At 58.3% G+C, this 16,825-nt stretch carries 24 protein-coding genes; 1 reads left to right on the top strand and 23 read right to left on the bottom strand.

Annotated features, from left to right (window positions below; all coding sequences use genetic code 11):
* Positions 1–4: 4 nt before the first annotated feature.
* The 4 genes from ACR0IM_RS22885 to ACR0IM_RS22870 all read right to left on the bottom strand — a co-directional run bounded on the left by ACR0IM_RS22885 (position 5) and on the right by ACR0IM_RS22870 (position 4,528).
* Positions 5–676: an HAD-IA family hydrolase gene (locus ACR0IM_RS22885; RefSeq protein WP_480683307.1), complete on the bottom strand. Its 672-nt coding sequence runs from the start codon at positions 674–676 to the stop codon at positions 5–7.
* On the bottom strand, positions 673–1,716 hold the full coding sequence (locus tag ACR0IM_RS22880) for an RluA family pseudouridine synthase (protein ID WP_480683306.1): 1,044 nt from the start codon (positions 1,714–1,716) through the stop codon (positions 673–675). Before ACR0IM_RS22880 ends, ACR0IM_RS22885 begins: the two co-directional genes overlap by 4 nt.
* Before the next feature lie 109 nt (positions 1,717–1,825).
* On the bottom strand, positions 1,826–3,136 hold the full coding sequence (locus tag ACR0IM_RS22875) for a replication-associated recombination protein A (protein WP_480683305.1): 1,311 nt from the start codon (positions 3,134–3,136) through the stop codon (positions 1,826–1,828).
* Between the two features lie 3 nt (positions 3,137–3,139).
* Positions 3,140–4,528, bottom strand: a complete 1,389-nt coding sequence (locus ACR0IM_RS22870; protein ID WP_480595987.1) for a trypsin-like peptidase domain-containing protein — start codon at positions 4,526–4,528, stop codon at positions 3,140–3,142.
* Positions 4,529–4,666: 138 nt separating this feature from the next.
* On the opposite strand from ACR0IM_RS22870, the gene ACR0IM_RS22865 reads away from it, so the two are divergent.
* Complete coding sequence (locus ACR0IM_RS22865) at positions 4,667–5,650, top strand: TAXI family TRAP transporter solute-binding subunit (RefSeq protein ID WP_480683304.1); 984 nt, start codon at positions 4,667–4,669, stop codon at positions 5,648–5,650.
* A gap of 63 nt (positions 5,651–5,713) precedes the next feature.
* On the opposite strand, the gene rplQ is transcribed toward ACR0IM_RS22865, so the two are convergent.
* From rplQ to rplN, 19 genes are all read right to left on the bottom strand, one after another.
* A complete protein-coding gene (gene rplQ, locus ACR0IM_RS22860) occupies positions 5,714–6,136 on the bottom strand; it encodes a 50S ribosomal protein L17 (RefSeq protein WP_170613748.1) in 423 nt (140 codons plus the stop codon).
* A gap of 118 nt (positions 6,137–6,254) precedes the next feature.
* Positions 6,255–7,271, bottom strand: coding sequence for a DNA-directed RNA polymerase subunit alpha (locus tag ACR0IM_RS22855; protein ID WP_068340717.1), 1,017 nt, complete (start codon positions 7,269–7,271; stop codon positions 6,255–6,257).
* A 114-nt stretch (positions 7,272–7,385) separates the two neighbouring features.
* Positions 7,386–7,775, bottom strand: a complete 390-nt coding sequence (gene rpsK / locus ACR0IM_RS22850; RefSeq protein ID WP_008757289.1) for a 30S ribosomal protein S11 — start codon at positions 7,773–7,775, stop codon at positions 7,386–7,388.
* A 15-nt stretch (positions 7,776–7,790) separates the two neighbouring features.
* Positions 7,791–8,159: a 30S ribosomal protein S13 gene (rpsM, locus tag ACR0IM_RS22845; RefSeq protein ID WP_170576075.1), complete on the bottom strand. Its 369-nt coding sequence runs from the start codon at positions 8,157–8,159 to the stop codon at positions 7,791–7,793.
* A 201-nt stretch (positions 8,160–8,360) separates the two neighbouring features.
* Positions 8,361–9,005: an adenylate kinase gene (locus ACR0IM_RS22840; protein WP_480595926.1), complete on the bottom strand. Its 645-nt coding sequence runs from the start codon at positions 9,003–9,005 to the stop codon at positions 8,361–8,363.
* The gene (secY, locus tag ACR0IM_RS22835; protein ID WP_170403681.1) at positions 9,002–10,366 is read right to left on the bottom strand and encodes a preprotein translocase subunit SecY; all 1,365 of its coding nucleotides are present in this window, start codon (positions 10,364–10,366) and stop codon (positions 9,002–9,004) included. The genes ACR0IM_RS22840 and secY overlap by 4 nt, the downstream gene beginning before the upstream one ends.
* A gap of 109 nt (positions 10,367–10,475) precedes the next feature.
* Positions 10,476–10,949, bottom strand: coding sequence for a 50S ribosomal protein L15 (gene rplO, locus ACR0IM_RS22830; protein ID WP_170403684.1), 474 nt, complete (start codon positions 10,947–10,949; stop codon positions 10,476–10,478).
* A 145-nt stretch (positions 10,950–11,094) separates the two neighbouring features.
* Positions 11,095–11,952, bottom strand: coding sequence for a hypothetical protein (locus ACR0IM_RS22825; RefSeq protein ID WP_480683303.1), 858 nt, complete (start codon positions 11,950–11,952; stop codon positions 11,095–11,097).
* A 177-nt stretch (positions 11,953–12,129) separates the two neighbouring features.
* Positions 12,130–12,345 (bottom strand): DUF1127 domain-containing protein, encoded by a 216-nt coding sequence (locus ACR0IM_RS22820; protein WP_480683302.1) that lies wholly within the window; start codon positions 12,343–12,345, stop codon positions 12,130–12,132.
* Positions 12,346–12,533: 188 nt separating this feature from the next.
* On the bottom strand, positions 12,534–12,917 hold the full coding sequence (locus tag ACR0IM_RS22815; RefSeq protein ID WP_480683301.1) for a hypothetical protein: 384 nt from the start codon (positions 12,915–12,917) through the stop codon (positions 12,534–12,536).
* A 112-nt stretch (positions 12,918–13,029) separates the two neighbouring features.
* Entirely contained in the window at positions 13,030–13,218 is a 189-nt protein-coding gene (gene rpmD, locus ACR0IM_RS22810) for a 50S ribosomal protein L30 (RefSeq protein ID WP_058283504.1), read from the bottom strand.
* A 12-nt stretch (positions 13,219–13,230) separates the two neighbouring features.
* Positions 13,231–13,800, bottom strand: a complete 570-nt coding sequence (gene rpsE / locus ACR0IM_RS22805) for a 30S ribosomal protein S5 (RefSeq protein WP_170419378.1) — start codon at positions 13,798–13,800, stop codon at positions 13,231–13,233.
* A gap of 117 nt (positions 13,801–13,917) precedes the next feature.
* The gene (rplR, locus tag ACR0IM_RS22800; protein ID WP_170663171.1) at positions 13,918–14,277 is read right to left on the bottom strand and encodes a 50S ribosomal protein L18; all 360 of its coding nucleotides are present in this window, start codon (positions 14,275–14,277) and stop codon (positions 13,918–13,920) included.
* Positions 14,278–14,288: 11 nt separating this feature from the next.
* On the bottom strand, positions 14,289–14,822 hold the full coding sequence (gene rplF, locus ACR0IM_RS22795) for a 50S ribosomal protein L6 (protein WP_170328770.1): 534 nt from the start codon (positions 14,820–14,822) through the stop codon (positions 14,289–14,291).
* Between the two features lie 12 nt (positions 14,823–14,834).
* Complete coding sequence (gene rpsH / locus ACR0IM_RS22790; RefSeq protein ID WP_010437099.1) at positions 14,835–15,227, bottom strand: 30S ribosomal protein S8; 393 nt, start codon at positions 15,225–15,227, stop codon at positions 14,835–14,837.
* A 13-nt stretch (positions 15,228–15,240) separates the two neighbouring features.
* Positions 15,241–15,546: a 30S ribosomal protein S14 gene (gene rpsN / locus ACR0IM_RS22785; RefSeq protein WP_010437098.1), complete on the bottom strand. Its 306-nt coding sequence runs from the start codon at positions 15,544–15,546 to the stop codon at positions 15,241–15,243.
* Positions 15,547–15,565: 19 nt separating this feature from the next.
* Positions 15,566–16,126 (bottom strand): 50S ribosomal protein L5, encoded by a 561-nt coding sequence (gene rplE, locus ACR0IM_RS22780; protein WP_480683300.1) that lies wholly within the window; start codon positions 16,124–16,126, stop codon positions 15,566–15,568.
* Positions 16,119–16,430, bottom strand: a complete 312-nt coding sequence (gene rplX, locus ACR0IM_RS22775; protein ID WP_170440482.1) for a 50S ribosomal protein L24 — start codon at positions 16,428–16,430, stop codon at positions 16,119–16,121. The genes rplE and rplX overlap by 8 nt, the downstream gene beginning before the upstream one ends.
* Before the next feature lie 2 nt (positions 16,431–16,432).
* The gene (gene rplN / locus ACR0IM_RS22770; RefSeq protein ID WP_008757934.1) at positions 16,433–16,801 is read right to left on the bottom strand and encodes a 50S ribosomal protein L14; all 369 of its coding nucleotides are present in this window, start codon (positions 16,799–16,801) and stop codon (positions 16,433–16,435) included.
* Positions 16,802–16,825: the final 24 nt, after the last annotated feature.

Raw genomic sequence — 16,825 nt, 5'->3', positions numbered from 1 at the left:
GTTGTCAGGTCCAGATATCGTCCAGCGCGCGGGGCAATTGGTCAAAGGTTTCAATTATGCGGGTCGCACCTTCCAGAGCGGATCGGTCATGATAACCCCAAGTCACGCCAATGCCCGCCACTCCGGCGGCACGGGCCATGTCCATGTCGAACCGAGTGTCCCCGATCATGACCGTATTGGCCGCATCCACCCCAGTTTCGCTGCGTGCCGTGTCGATCATCGACGGGTGCGGCTTGGAGGGGTGATGATCCGCCACCTGGCGTGTAACAAAAAAGCGCTCTAGTCCGTGAGCCTCGATCAATGCGTCCAAGCCGCGCTGAGATTTCCCGGTGGCTACGCCCAACAGAACCTCGGGCACCGCATGCAGGGCTTCGACGGTTTCGCGTGCCCCCGGATACAGCGGAGAGCTTGCCGCCCCCTGTTCCAGTCGCTGCGCGTGATAGGCTTCCTTATAGCCCTCGACCAGCCGTTGCTGCACGGTTTCGGGATGTTCGGACGCCAATTGCGCCATCGCGTTGGGCAGAGACAGACCCACGATGGACAGGATCAACTCGCGCTCGGGCACCGGCAGAGACTGGCCACCGAAACAGGCGGTCATCGCGGCAACGATACTGCCCTGACTGTCGACCAGGGTGCCATCCACGTCGAACAGTACCAGACGCAGTGGTGCGCTCATTGCAGTTCCTCGAACGGGTCGTCCGCGGCAAGATCCTCGGTCCAGCCGAACGTGTCCCAGCTGTGTTTCATGTGATCTGGCAGCGGCGCGGTGACGGTGATGGTCTTGCGCGTCACAGGATGCTGAAAGGTCGCTTGCCGGGCATGCAGATGCAGTTTCTTGCTGATGATCCCACCCAGTTGCGCGCCCCAGCCATCGCCCAGGTTCTCCTGCCCCGAACCACCGTATTTGCCGTCGCCGATGATCGGATGCCCGATCGCGGCCATGTGGGCGCGCAGCTGGTGGGTGCGGCCGGTGATCGGCTCCATCGCAACCCACGCGGCGCGACCAGCTACCCGGTAAAGCGTGGCATAAAGCGTATGCGCCCGTTTCGCGCCCGGCGTGTCATTGATTTGGTTTAGATGCAGAGGGATCATCTTTTCGCCCTCACCATGCTTGCCATGGCCTGCGGCCTTGACCAGCCCGGTCTTAATCTCACCCAGATACGGCGTTGGCACCCCGGCCACCAGCGCCCAATAGATCTTGCGCGTGTCGCGGTGGCGGAACGCGGCAGTCAACCCCTTGGCCGCCTCGCGTGTGCGCGCCATCAGCAACACGCCAGACGTGTCCTTGTCCAGCCGATGCACAAGGCGGGGGTTCTCGTCATAACCAAACCGCAGCGCCTCGGACAGGCTGTCCACGTGGCGCGTCTGGCCGCTGCCACCCTGAACCGGCAGACCTTGAGGTTTGTTCAACGCCAGAACGTGATCATCGCGATAGATGACGCAGGACTGGATCATCTTGGCGTCCGCGTCCGAAATACGGTGTTTGATCTCAGCCGGCTTGTGATCGACGTCAGGTAAAGGCGGGACACGAACAACCTGACCGACCTCAAGCCGGGTCGAAGCTTTCACCCGGCTGCCTTCAACCCGCAACTCACCCTTGCGGCACATCTTTTCGATGCGGCCCTGACTGACATGCGGAAACAGACGGCGCAGCCACCGGTCGATCCGCTGATCGCCGTCACCTTCTGCCACGGTGATCATCTGTACGCCGCTCATGCCGATATCCCCTGCGTCGCGCGACGTGCCCGCGCGCTAAGCCTGTCTGTAAGTGCCTTAGAAAACATGCGCGTCTGTGGCCTGCTGCACCGCAAGAGTCAAGCCGACCTTACCCGTTCCGCTGGGCCCGCAGCTTGGCAAAGTAATCCAACCGCTTTTTCAACTCGCGCTCAAACCCGCGTTCGACCGGCTGATACAGTTCGGGCCGATCCATGCCATCGGGAAAGTAGTTCTGACCCGAAAACCCGTCCTCGGCATCATGGTCATAGGCATAGCCCGCGCCATAGCCTTGATCCTTCATCAGCGAGGTCGGCGCATTCAGGATGTGCTTGGGTGGCGGCTCACTTCCCGATTGCTTGGCTAACCGCATCGCCGCCTTATAACCCACATAGGCCCCGTTCGATTTCGGAGCCAGCGCCAGATAGACCAGCGCTTGCGCCAAAGCCAACTCGCCCTCGGGCGAACCCAGCCGTTCATAGGTCTGCCAGGATTGCAGACAGATCGCCTGCGCCTGCGGATCGGCCAGCCCGATATCTTCAACCGCCATCCGGGTGATCCGCCGCGCCAAATACCGAGGGTCCTCGCCCCCGGTTAGCATCCGCGCGAACCAATAGAGCGCCGCATCCGGGTCAGACCCACGTACCGATTTGTGCAGCGCCGAAATCAGGTTGTAATGCTCGTCGCCCGATTTGTCGTATTTCGCCGCGCGGCGCATCAACCGGGTCGACAGCGCATCCGGGTCCAGCGGCGCATCGACCTTCCACGCGGCGATCTGTTCGATCAGGTTCAACAGCGCACGTCCGTCGCCATCCGCCATTTCCTGCAAAGCCTCGCGCGCGGGGCCGGTTAGCGGCAGTGCGCAGTCCAGCTCTTTCTCGGCCCGTTGGGTCAGTCGCTCCAGATCGATCAGGCTGAGCCGTTCCAGCACCAGTACCTGCGCCCGACTGAGCACAGCGGCGTTCAGTTCAAAAGACGGATTCTCGGTCGTGGCCCCGACCAGCAGGATCGTCCCGTCCTCCATATGCGGTAGGAACCCGTCTTGCTGAGCCTTGTTGAAACGGTGGATCTCGTCCACGAACAGCAAAGTGCCCTGCCCGTTCTGGCGGCGAATTTTTGCGGCTTCGAAAACTTTCTTGAGGTCTGGTACACCAGTGAAAATCGCGCTGATCTGAACGAAATGCAGCTCGGTTTCCTGCGCCAGCAACCGCGCGATGGTCGTCTTGCCCACGCCCGGAGGTCCCCAGAACACCAGACTGGACAGGCTGCCCGAGGCCAGCATGACCCCCAAAGGCGCATCCTGGCCCAATACCTGCTTTTGCCCGATCACCTCAGCCAGCGTCTGCGGGCGCAACCGATCCGCCAGCGGGCGATGCGCGGGCGATGCGGGTTCAGTCGCCCCGGTGTCGAACAGGTCACTCACAGGTTACAGCCGGAACCGCAGGGAAACCGAACGGCCCCCGCGGGAAACATCGAAAATCAGCCTGCGCCCCGGATCGGTCAGCGCATCGACTACGTCCTGCGGGTGTTTTATCTGCGCACCGTTGATGCCGTTAACCACATCACCCACACGCAGCCCGGACCGCCCTCCATAGGGGCCGGCGTCTACCACAACGACGCCGGTTTGCGACAGCACAAGCCCCAGCCGCGAGATGATCGCCGGGTTGATGCGCGAGATCGTCAGCCCAGGCATGACCGTCTGGTCATCCAGTGTGGTTTCGTCAGCCGACGGGGTTTCGGGCGCCCTTACGAGCGCTATCTCAAAATCCGCGCTTTCCTTTCCGCGCAGCCGGGTTACAACTGACGTGCCACCGACACCCGCCACCGACATGCGGAACTTCATCTCGGCCGGAGAGTTTACCTCATCCCCGTCTACATGGGTCACGACGTCACCGACGCGCAGCCCCGCGTCTACCAGCGGGCTAAGGGGGTGAAGGTCAGAAATCACGACGCCCATCGGAATCACCAGACCCAGAGACTCGGCGATATCGGCGCTCATGTGCTGGCCTGCCATTCCAGCCCAGGGGCTGATGAAGCTGTCGTTGCCCTCCTGCGCCTGCCGCAGGAACTCAGCCACCAGATTGGCCGGAATCGCAAAACCAATGCCATTTGAGCCGCCCGAGCGGGTCAGGATGGCCGTGTTAATCCCGATCAGGTCCCCATTCACATCAATCAGCGCGCCGCCCGAATTGCCCGGGTTAATCGCCGCATCCGTCTGAATGAAGTAACCGCGTGCATTGCCCGTGGCCGCCCCGGTCCGTGCCAGCCCCGATATAATGCCTGACGACACAGTCTGCCCCACCCCAAACGGGTTGCCGATGGCCAGCGCCAGCTCCCCCACCGCAACCTGATCCGAGTCACGCAACTGCAAGAACGGCAAATCGTCAGCCTCTTGCAGCCGCAGAATGGCAATATCACTTTCCTTGTCGCCCAACACCACCTGCGCCGAGTATTCTCGCCGATCCGTTGTCACCACGCGGATTTCCGTGGCTGTACCGACCACGTGATAATTCGAGACAACGTAGCCATCCTGCGACAGGATCACCCCCGATCCCAACGAATTCTGAACCCGCGGGCGGGGCTCTCCGAACCCACGACCAAAGAAATCCTGAAAGAACGGGTCCGAGAAGAACGGGTTGGAACGACCCTGTCGAACAATCTTGGCATAGATGTTGACGACTGCAGGCGCAGCCTCATTGACCACCGGTGCAAACCCAAGGCTGATTTCGGCCTGGGAGGTGGGCACCTTTGTTTCGGCCTGGGCTGGAACCACGAATGAGGCCAACAGCAGCGAACACAGAATTTTCCGCATGATCTTCCCGTCGATGACTTGCCCATCGGATATGCGAGGCATGTGACAAGATTGCAAGCGTGATGCAGCCTCTTGCGCATTGACTTGGGCTGGGGGTAGTGAAAACGTTCGCCCGAATTAACCAACCGAAACGGACCAATTGTGCTTAGTAGAATACTTGTGGCGGGGCAAAAGCATCTGCGACCATCTTTTTTGTTCCTGACCGCGGCCCTTGCGCTGTCCGCACATACTGCGCAGGCTGCGGATACCAAACTGACCATGGGGACAGGGGGGAAAGGCGGATATTATTTTTCCGTCGGCAACCTGCTGTGCAAATCGTTTGCCCAAAATACAGCTGGCTACAAGTGCAACGCCAAAGCCACAGATGGCCCACGGGAGAATTTGCCAAAGCTGCGCCGTGGTAAATTCGACCTCGTGGTTGCGCGGTCAGATTGGGCCAAATACGCACTAGATGGGTCAGGGGTATTTGAGTCCAAAGGCCCAGATTCATCCCTGCGATCGGTTTTCTCGATCCACAGCACACCCCTTAACGTAATTGTTCGCAAAGGATCGGGTATTGGCAGATTGGATGACCTGAACGGTAAACGTGTTCGTCTTGACAGATCTGCAACCCGGCTTGTCCGGCAATTCCCTCAAGCGGGAACATGGGACGTTTCTGCCTATCAGACAATCAAGCCCGGTGAGTGGAACAAACAGCGCGCTGCACTTTGCTCGGGCGAAATTGACGCTCTTGCGAGGATGGTCGGTTATCCATCGGATTGGATAGAGAAAACCGCCAAAACCTGCCCAATACAGTTGTTGGATGTCTCAGGTCGGTCGTTTAACAAGCTGATCGCAAACTTTGACACGATCAACAAAGCAAAGATTCCTGCAAATACCTACGCTGGTGTGACCACGCCGACGGAAACATTGGGCTACAAAGCGACTTTACTCAGCAGCTCCGCCGTGTCGGACGATGACATCTATGCGTTTGTAAAATTCACTTTTGAAAGCTTGCCTCAACTGGCGCGCAAACATCCTGCACTGAATGGGTTGCAACCGACGGATATGATCCGAGGCAGCCTGCCAGCGCCCTTGCACCCCGGGGCCGCTCGGTATTACCGCGAAAAAGGTTGGATCAAATAGATCACCAAAAGAAAAACCCCCGCGTCCGGGACGCGGGGGTCGAAATCAGAAAGCCGAACTCTCTTATTCTTCGTCGGCAGCCTCTTCAGCGGCAACGCGGGCTTTGTCGGCCGCGCCTTTGGCGTCGACGTCACGATCAACGAATTCGATGATCGCCATCGGTGCCATATCACCATAGCGGAAGCCAGCTTTCAGGATGCGGACGTAACCGCCCTGACGCTCGGCGTAGCGGGGGCCCAGAACTTCGAACAGCTTGGCGACGTCTTTGTCTTCTTTCAGCTGCGATGCGGCCTGACGGCGCGCGTGCAGGTCGCCGCGCTTGCCCAGAGTGACCAGTTTTTCGATGATCGGGCGCAGTTCTTTTGCCTTGGGCAGAGTCGTTTTGATTTGCTCATGCTCGATGAGCGAGCCAGCCATGTTCGCAAACAGCGCCTTGCGGTGCTCATGAGTACGGTTCAGGCGGCGGTAACCACGTGCGTGACGCATTTTTCAATTCCTTCTTTCGCGTTTTGCTTTGTCTGGCCGGCGATGCGTGTCACCGGCTCTCCTTGGGGCGGAAGTGCCCATGCGGTCCCCGGCAGCCCGGGCATTTGTGAAGACGCGCTTAGAACGCGTCTTCGAATTTCTTCGCCAGATCTTCGATGTTGTCGGGCGGCCAATCCTCGACATCCATGCCGAGGTGCAGACCCATGCCGGACAGCACTTCCTTGATCTCGTTCAGCGACTTGCGGCCGAAGTTCGGCGTGCGCAGCATCTCGGCTTCGGTCTTCTGGATCAGGTCGCCGATATAGACGATGTTGTCGTTCTTCAGGCAGTTTGCCGAACGGACCGACAGTTCCAGCTCGTCTACTTTCTTCAGCAGCAGCGGGTTGAACTCCAGACCATCGTCTTCGTCTTGGCGGCCAGCCGATTCCGGTTCGTCGAAGTTGACGAAGATCGACAGCTGATCCTGCAGAATACGTGCGGCAAAAGCCAGCGCGTCTTCCGGCGTGATCGAACCGTCGGTGTCGATCTTCAGGGTCAACTTGTCATAGTCCAGAACCTGACCTTCACGGGTCGGCTGAACGTCATAGGCAACCTTTTTGACCGGCGAATAGATCGCATCGATCGGGATCAGGCCGATAGGTGCGTCTTCCGGCTTGTTCTTCTCAGCCGAGACATAACCCTTACCGGTGTTGACGGTCAGTTCCATGAACAGGTCGGCGCCATCGTCCAGGTGGCAGATGACGTGATCGCGGTTCAGAACCTCGATACCAGCGCTCTCGCTGATGTCACCAGCGGTGACAACTGCAGGGCCTTTGGCATTGATCGACAGGCGCTTGGGGCCTTCGACTTCCATGCGCAAAGCAACCTGCTTAAGGTTCAGGATGATGTCGGTGACGTCTTCACGTACGCCCGCAACCGAGGAGAACTCGTGCAGGACGTTGTCGATCTGAACGCTGGTGATGGCCGCGCCTTGCAGCGAGCTCATCAGAACGCGGCGCAGCGCGTTGCCCAGAGTCAGACCAAAGCCACGCTCCAGCGGCTCGGCAACCAGAGTCGCCTGACGTGCGGGATCGTTGCCCGGCTTGCCTTCCAGCTGGGTCGGCTTGATCAATTCAGCCCAATTCTTATGGATCATGTAATCCCTCCATTCCTGTCCGCGCCCCATGACCAACAAGGTGCAGACGCCCGAGGTTCAAAATGACGTGCTGGGGCCGTGCAAAAACACAGCCCCAGCTCAATTCAAAATCGCTTAGACGCGACGACGCTTCGGCGGACGGCAGCCGTTGTGAGCGATCGGGGTCACGTCGCGGATCGACGTGATGTTGAAGCCCACTGCAGCCAGCGCGCGCAGAGCCGATTCACGACCTGAACCGGGGCCCTGAACTTCGACTTCCAGCGTCTTGACGCCATGTTCCTGCGCCTTTTTGCCTGCATCTTCTGCAGCCATCTGAGCGGCGTAGGGTGTCGATTTCCGCGACCCTTTGAAGCCCATTGTACCGGCAGACGACCACGAGATGGCGTTGCCCTGTACGTCCGAGATCAGGATCTTGGTGTTGTTGAAGGTCGAGTTCACATGGGCGACGCCCGATGCGATGTTCTTACGCTCTTTGCGCTTAACGCGAGTCTTATCACGTGCCATCAGTCAGACCCTCCCTTATTTCTTCTTACCAGCGATGGCCTTTGCGGGGCCTTTGCGGGTACGAGCATTGGTGTGGGTACGCTGACCGCGAACCGGCAGGTTGCGGCGGTGACGCAGACCGCGGTAGCAGCCCAGATCCATCAGGCGCTTGACGTTCATCTGAACTTCACGACGCAGGTCACCTTCGACGGTGTAGTTGGCATCGATGTGTTCGCGGATGGCCAGAACTTCGGCGTCGGACAGTTCGTTGACGCGACGGTGCGCTTCAATGCCTACGGCTTCGCAGATCGCTTTGGCCGAGGTGTTTCCGATACCGGTGATATATGTGAGGGCGATAGGTACCCGCTTTGCAGTCGGGATGTTTACGCCGGCAATACGTGCCACGTTTCACTTTCCTTTTCGTTGCGGTTCCGTAACTCCAGAACCTTTTTTCACAACGCCTAACCGTGGCAGTGCCGCCAGAGGGTTCAGCATTATTCGAGGTGGTCGGGGCAGTTGGGACGAATCCCGCCTGCGGTCTTGATTCCCCAAGGGGATGGGGGTCGATATGGGGTTTTGGTGGGGCCGTCAAGCCCCAACCTCAAGTCAGCCCAGAATCGCCTCGATCGAGGCGGTGACTTCCTTGATCTCGGCCAGGCCATTGACCGGGCGCAGATCGCCTTTGGCATAGTAATACCCAATCAGCGGTGAGGTCTTTTTGTAGTATTCCATCAGTCGTGTGCGCAGACTGTCTTCGTTGTCATCCGCACGACGCTGGAAGTCATTTTCCTTGCCGCAATTGGTGCATTTGCCATCGGCCGGGATCGGCTTGGTGATGTCGTTATAGACCTCACCGCAGCCGCCGCAGGTCGAACGTGCTGTGATCCGCTGAACCAGCGCCTCGTCATCAACACGCATTTCGATCACGGTGTGCAGCGACTGACCCAGCTTGGCCAGCAACGCGGCCAGCGCATCAGCTTGCGCCAGCGTCCGTGGAAAGCCGTCAAAGATGAAGCCAGCGCCAGTTTCCGTGGTCAGCTTCTCTTCGATCAGTCCGATCACGATCTCATCAGTGACAAGTTTGCCCGCGTCCATGATCGCGGCAACTTTCTTACCCATCTCGGTTCCCGAGGTTTTCGCTTCGCGCAGCATGTCACCGGTGCTCAGCTGCACCATACCGCGTGTCTCGACCAGGTGACGCGCCTGCGTCCCTTTACCGGCCCCCGGGGGCCCAAGAAGAATGATGTTCATCGACGAGCGGGCCCCTTCCTGCCGCGTTTCTTACCCTTGCCGCGTAGCTGGGACTTTTCGATCAGCCCTTCGTATTGATGCGCCAGCAGGTGGCTCTGAACCTGTTGGATCGTGTCCATGGTCACAGAGACGATAATTAGAACCGAGGTGCCGCCGAAATAGAACGGGATGGCGAACTGGTTCCGAAGGATTTCAGGCAGCAGACAGACAGCCGCCAGATAGGCCGAACCCAGAACCAGCACGCGGTTGACCACGTATTCCAGATACTCGGCGGTTTTCTTACCGGGGCGGATACCCGGCACAAAACCGTTCTGCTTTTTCAGGTTGTCCGCCACATCGTCCGGCTTAAACGACACGTTGAACGTGTAGAAATAGGCGAAGAACACGATCATAGCCGCGAAGAACAGCAGGTACAGCGGCTGTCCGGGGCCAAAATTGGCCAGCAGCCAGGACATGATCGGCCCGCTGGTCGCGCCCGACGAGAAGGTCGAGATCGTCACCGGCAGCAGCAGCAGCGAGCTGGCAAAGATCGCCGGAATAACGCCCGCCGGGTTCACTTTGACCGGCAGGTGGCTGGAGCCGCCCTCATAGATCTTCATACCGGCCTGACGGCGCGGGTACTGGATGTGGATCTTGCGCAGCGCCCGTTCCATGAACACCACAAAGGTAATCACGGCGATCACCATCACGATCACACCAACGATCACGGCGGGGCTGATCGCACCCGAACGGCCCGAGGCAAAGAACTGCGCCAGAGCAGCCGGAACCTCGGCGATGATGCCGACGAAGATGATCAGAGAAATACCGTTGCCGATGCCGCGTGCAGTGATCTGCTCACCCAGCCACATCAGGAACATGGTGCCACCAACCAGAGTGATCATGGTCGACAGGCGGAAGAACATACCCGGATCGGTCGCCAGATCGCCCGATTCCAGCGAAACGGCCAGACCATAGGCCTGAACGGTGGCCAGTGCCACGGTGCCGAAACGGGTGTATTGGTTGATCTTCTTGCGGCCCTGCTCGCCTTCTTTCTTGAGCTGTTCGAGCGCGGGAACCATGGATGTCAGCAGCTGTACGATGATCGAGGCCGAGATATAAGGCATGATGCCGAGGGCAAAGATACCCATCCGCCCAAGCGCCCCACCGGTAAACATCGAAACCATGCCGCCGATGCCCTGCCCCGCCTGTTCCATGAACTCGCGCAGTGCCTGACCGTCGATCCCCGGCACCGGAATAAATGTGCCCAAGCGATAGACGATCAACAAACCCAGCGTGAACAGGATGCGGTTGCGCAGATCGGTGGCTTTGCCAAGGGCAGCCCAGCTTGTGTTGGCCGCCATTTGTTCTGCTGCTGATACCATAAATCGGTCTCTCTTATGAAAACGCCGCCCGGAACCGTTTTCCGGCTCGGACGGCGTCTTGGAAAACTCTGAGGTCTATGTAAGCGGGTCTGCGCCCGCTCACAAGCGCTTACTCTGCCGCAGCGGCTTTTGTGACCGTCAGTGAACCGCCCGCTTTTTCGACTGCCTCAACAGCAGCTTTCGAAGCACCGGTTACTTCCAGGTTCACTTTGGCGCTGATTTCGCCTTTGGCCAGAACGCGGATACCGTCCAGCTTGCGACGCACCAGACCCGACGCAACCAGAGCGTCCTCGGTGATCGCGGCTTTGGCGTCCAGCTTGCCGGCCTCGACGAATTTCTGAATCAGGCCCAGGTTGATAACGGCGAATTCCTTGCGGTTCGGCTTGTTGAAGCCACGCTTGGGCAGACGCTGGTACAGCGGCATCTGGCCGCCTTCGTAGCCATTGATGGCCACACCCGAACGGGATTTCTGGCCTTTGATACCACGGCCACCCATTTTACCTTTGCCGGAACCGGGGCCACGGCCAACGCGGGTGCGTTTCGGGTTGGCGCCGGGATTGTCGCGCAGTTCGTTCAGTTTCATTTCGCTTCTCCTAAGCCGGATGTGACCCCCGAAGCGTGATGGGCCAAACACGGCATTTCTTGGTTTTGATTCTCATGGGCGGAAACCCACCGGAGGCGTATAGGCCCCTAACCCCCGCTTGGCAAGCCCGTGGTTCGCTGCAAGATCAGTCGGCCTGCGGTGCCCCGGCTTCATCCTCATCCTGTTTGATAATTGGCGCTGCAAGCGGATCGATGCCATGTTTCTCTACAAGCCTTCCGACCAAACTGTCAGGATCGGGTTTGCCGTCATACTTGTCCCGCATGATCGCCCGCATCCGCCGACCATACAGGTGGATGGAAACCGTATCGTCCTTGAAGAAATGGTCTATTTGGGCCCCCGGTCGGGCCAGGGCCCGGCGACGCGTGTAGTTGAGCGGGTAGAACACATGCTCGGGCAGTGCGTATCTGATCTCACCCGTTAGCTTCAACGCCCATGTGAATGCACTCGGCCCCCAGACACCCCAAAGCGTTTCAGGCACGTTCACGGGCTCGCCATTCTGCTGCGCCTCTTCCAGCGGTATGCGATGACGAGGCGGCAGCCAGGGCGGAATAAGGTACGGGTCGTTGGTGAATTCGATCAGCTTGGCCAGCGTTTCGCTGTCCTGCGGCAGGGCAAGCACGCCGATGGCCACATCGCCTTCGAGATAGCCGTAGTAGTGGCCGTTTTCCGTTGTGAATGGCCTAAGGCAATAGGCGTCCGTATCCGCCCAGATCAGGTCACTCTCTTGCGCCAGCATGCGATACCGGAACTTGTCCGAATGCGGCGCAGGGCTTCCGGTTCTGCCATGTGTCACGAACTCGGAATCGGGCAAAACTTCACGTGCATCCCGCTGTTCCACGCCTTCTGGAACACCTGCCACGGTCCCATAGGTATACAGACGCACATGTTGCCCGGCATCTAGATAGGATTTGATGCACAACTGCTCAAGAAAGCTCAACGGTCCATCGACCCACAGCATTCCGATCTGGTATTCGCGCGCCATAAATATGTCTTTCCAAAACTCCACCGGCTTCAAACGGCCGCCCAATCCGCATGTGGCCCAATAGGGGCGTCGTCGCAATGCTTGCCATCCAAAAATATCCTGTCTGTGGCGGGATGGACCCTGAAACCAAAAGAGGCGCCAAACGGCGCCCCTCGGTAAGTGCTGTGCTTTTGAAATTTATGCGCAGTAGACGTGATCATGCGCGATATCCTTTATATCGCAACGACGCACGCCAATGTCGTTCAGTTCGCCGTCGGTCAAACCCTGCAATTCCGAATAGGTCCGGTTGTACTCGGCGCGCAGAGTGTATGCTGCTTTTACCTTTGCGGCGAACTCTGCGACGCGTGCGAAGAGGTTGATGCCGCCATGAGAGGTTGTTGCTGTGTAAGCCATATCTGAGTTCCTTTACTGATCGGGGCGTATTCCCCGATGATTTCTGTTCTGTTCCTGTTTGGGACAGCGTTCAGATAGGCGCACCGGATACCGCTAACAACCGAAGTTTCGGTCTAGCCGCATTGCAAACAATGCATGGGTAGGATCTGCAGGACCGAACAAGCTGACACTGCCCGGCTTTGGAAAACCTACTTCCGGATTTCACCCACGTAACGTTGCTTTTGCTGGTTCACCAGAACCAGTTTGCCGTTGTTCACGACATACAGATCAAACCGGGGCTTGTCATAGCCGATGCACCGTACCCCGTTGTCGTAGAACCTGTAGGAATTCGCCTTCCATGCTTTCCCGTTGGCCGTGTAGGAGTAGGATCCGTTGGCAGAGTAGGTCTCAAATTCTTTCCCGGGATATACAACCTTGCGCCCTGAAAGGTTCTTTTGCAGCCAGGTCGCATTCACTTTCTGGTCGCCATTGGAATAGTAGCTTTTCGAAAAATTCGGCGATTTGGCCGGGCATTCGGCGTAAGCGGTCGCACCAATTGCAGTGACGCAAAGCGCAGCAAGAAACAGTTTCATACTCATCATCCATTCAAAAAAACACGATTGAAGTTACCCCTGCCTGTTCAAATGGCAACAAAAAACGCCCCCGAACGGATCGGAGGCGTTTCTTTGTTCGATGGAAATGCGCTTAGCCGCGCTCTTCGACGATCTCTACCAGATGCGGGATCTTGTTGATCATGCCGCGGACCGAAGGAGTGTCCTCCAGCTCACGGGTTTTGTGCATCTTGTTCAGGCCCAGACCGATCAGGGTTGCGCGCTGTTCGGCGGGGCGGCGGATCGGGGAACCGACCTGCTTGACAACGATGGTTTTTGCCATTGCTCGCTCTCCTTATGCTTCTGCTTCAGCAGCAGCTGGCGCTTCGTCCCGCTTGGGCAGGATGTCAGCAACCTTTTTGCCACGACGCTGTGCAACCGAACGCGGGCTCTGCTCTTTCTGCAGGCCGTTGATGGTGGCGCGGATCATGTTGTACGGGTTCTGCGAGCCCAGCGACTTGGACACAACGTCCTTGACGCCCAGCATTTCGAACACGGCACGCATCGGACCACCGGCGATGATACCGGTACCTTCAGGCGCGGTGCGCATAACCACTTTACCGGCGCCGTGACGGCCTTCGATGTCGTGGTGCAGGGTCCGACCTTCGCGCAGTTGCACGCGGATCATCTGACGCTTGGCTTGCTCAGTCGCCTTACGGATGGCTTCAGGTACTTCTTTCGCTTTACCTTTGCCAAAGCCCACGCGGCCTTTCTGATCGCCGACAACCACCAGAGCGGCGAAGCCAAAGCGCTTACCACCTTTTACGGTTTTCGACACGCGGTTGATTGCGACCAGACGATCTGCAAATTCCGGTGCTTCTTCACGGTCGCGGCCACGGCCCCGACGGTTTTCACGTTCTGCCATCTTGGCATCCCTTTTCTCTAGAGGCGCTTGCGGCGCCGATTTGTTCAATCCAAGTGAGCCCCGACTGGCGTCGAGGCCCCCGGATCATCGGGGCGGATCGTAACCCGCCCGCAGGTCTTAGATCTTCAGACCACCTTCACGCGCAGCGTCGGCCAGAGCCTTCACCTTGCCGTGGAACAGGAAGCCACCACGATCGAAATAGGCCTCTTCGACGCCTGCCTTCTTGGCACGCTCGGCGATGGCCGCGCCCACTTTGGTGGCCGCTTCGACGTTGTTCTTGCCAACAACACCCAGATCTTTTTCCAGGGTCGAGGCCGAGGCCAGGGTCACGCCACGAACGTCGTCGATCAGCTGAACGCTGATGTTCTTGTTCGAACGGTGAACCGACAGGCGTACACGGCCGGCGTTGACTTTGCGAAGTTTGTTCCGAACGCGCAGGCGGCGCTTCAGAAACAGGGTTCTTTTGCTGTTTGCCATGGTTTGCGTCCTTACTTCTTCTTGCCTTCCTTGCGGAAGATGAACTCGCCCTTGTAGCGGATGCCCTTGCCTTTGTACGGCTCGGGACGGCGCCATTCGCGGATTTTGGCCGCGACTTCGCCCACCTGCTGCTGGTCGATACCTTCCACAACGATCTCGGTCTGCTTCGGTGCGGTGATGGTGACACCTTCCGGAGCAGTGAAATCAACATCGTGGCTGTAGCCCAGGTTCAGCTTCAGGGTGTTGCCCTGCATCTGAGCGCGGTAACCCACACCCTGGATCTCCAGCTCTTTCTTGAAGCCTTCGGTCACACCGGTCACCAGGTTGGCAACCATGGTGCGGCTCATGCCCCACTGCTGACGTGCACGCTTGGACGTACCACGCGGATCAATTTTGACCACGTTGTCTTCGACCGACAGAGTTACGTCATCGGTTGCGGTGAAGCTGCGGGTGCCTTTCGGACCTTTGACTTCGATGGTCTGACCCGACACAGAGGCGGAAACGCCGCTGGGCAGCTCGACCGGTTTTTTACCAATACGAGACATTGACAGACCTCCTTAGAAGACGGTGCAGAGCACTTCGCCGCCAACATTGTTGGAGCGAGCGTTTGCGTCCGACATCACACCTTTCGGAGTGCTGACAATCGACACACCCAGACCCTGACGGACCTGCGGGATGTCATTGACGCCCATGTACACGCGACGACCGGGTTTCGAGACCCGCTTCAGTTCGCGAATAACAGGAGTGCCTTCGTAATATTTCAGGCTGATTTCGATGGCCGGATGACCGTTTTCACCAGTCGTCGCTTCGTAGCCACGGATGTAACCTTCGTCCGCCAGCACGTCCAGAACCCAACCGCGCAGCTTGGAAGCCGGAGTGGAAACAGTGGACTTGCCGCGCATTTGCGCGTTGCGGATACGGGTGAGCATATCGCCGATAGGATCATTCATATCTATGTCTCCCTTACCAGCTCGATTTCACCATGCCGGGGATCTGACCAGCAGAACCCAGCTCGCGCAGCGCGATACGGCTGACCTTCAGCTTACGGTAGTAAGCGTGAGGACGACCGGTCAGCTGACAGCGGTTGTGCAGACGGGTAGCCGAGCTGTTGCGCGGCAGTTTCGCCAGTTTCAGACGCGCCTTGAAGCGCTCTTCCATCGGCTTGCTCTCGTCATTCGCGATTTCTTTCAGCTCGGCACGCTTTGCGGCATATTTGGCCACCAGGCGTTCGCGCTTCTTCTCGCGTTCGATCATTGCTTTTTTAGCCATGTCTCAATCCTCCCGGCGCTTACGCGTTGAACGGCATGTTGAAAGCTTTCAACAGTGCCTTTGCTTCAGCGTCGGTTTTCGCTGTGGTGGCAATTACGATGTCCATGCCCCAGACCTCGTCGACCTTGTCGAAGTCGATTTCCGGAAACACGATGTGCTCTTTCATGCCCATGGCAAAGTTGCCCTGACCATCGAAAGACGGCTTAACACCGCGGAAGTCACGAACACGCGGCATCGCGATGGTGATCAGACGATCCAGGAATTCGTACATCCGGTCACCGCGCAGGGTCACTTTCGCGCCCAGCGGCATGTCTTCACGGACGCGGAATCCCGCGATCGACTTCTTCGCCTTGGTTGCAACGGCCTGTTGACCGGCAATAGCAGTCAGATCTTCGACGGCCGCTTTGGCTTTCTTGGAATCTTTGACGGCCTCAGCACCACAACCGATGTTCAGAACGATTTTTTCCAGCTTGGGCAGCTGCATGTCGTTCTTGTAGCCGAACTCTTCTTTCAGAGCGGCACGGATGGTTTCAGCGTACTGAGCTTTCAGACGCGGGGTATAGATTGCGTTATCAAGCATCGATCACGTCCCCTGTGGTCTTGGCGAAACGCACCTTCTTGTCACCTTCCATGCGGAAGCCAACGCGGGTTGCTTTGCCGTTCTTGTCCAGCAGAGCCAGGTTCGACAGCTCGATCGGGTTTGCCTGGGGCAAACGGCCGCCTTGGCTGTTCTGGGTCTGGCGGGTGTGGCGGATGGCGATGTTGATGCCGTCGACAACGGCTTTACCGGCTTTCGGGTCAACCGAGGTAATCGTTCCCTCTTTGCCCTTGTCCTTGCCGGCCAGCACGACGACCTTGTCGCCTTTGCGGAGTTTAGCAGCCATGATTACAGCACCTCCGGAGCCAGCGAGATGATTTTCATGAAGTTCTTGCCGCGCAGTTCGCGAACAACGGGGCCAAAGATACGGGTACCTACGGGCTCGTTGTTGTTGTTCAGGATGACGGCGGCATTGCGATCGAAACGAATCGCAGTGCCGTCTTCGCGACGGACTTCTTTCGCGGTGCGTACGACGACGGCCTTACGGACGTCACCTTTCTTTACGCGGCCGCGTGGGATGGCTTCCTTCACCGAGACGACAATGATGTCGCCGACGGAGGCGTATTTACGCTTGGAACCACCCAGGACCTTGATGCACTGAACTCGGCGTGCGCCGGAGTTGTCAGCGACATCCAGATTGGTCTGCATCTGGATCATGTGGTTTCTCCCGACCTGTGGGGG

The sequence above is a fragment of the Ruegeria sp. BF6 genome, assembly GCF_056538665.1.
This window is presented reverse-complemented; position numbering and strand designations above follow the sequence as displayed.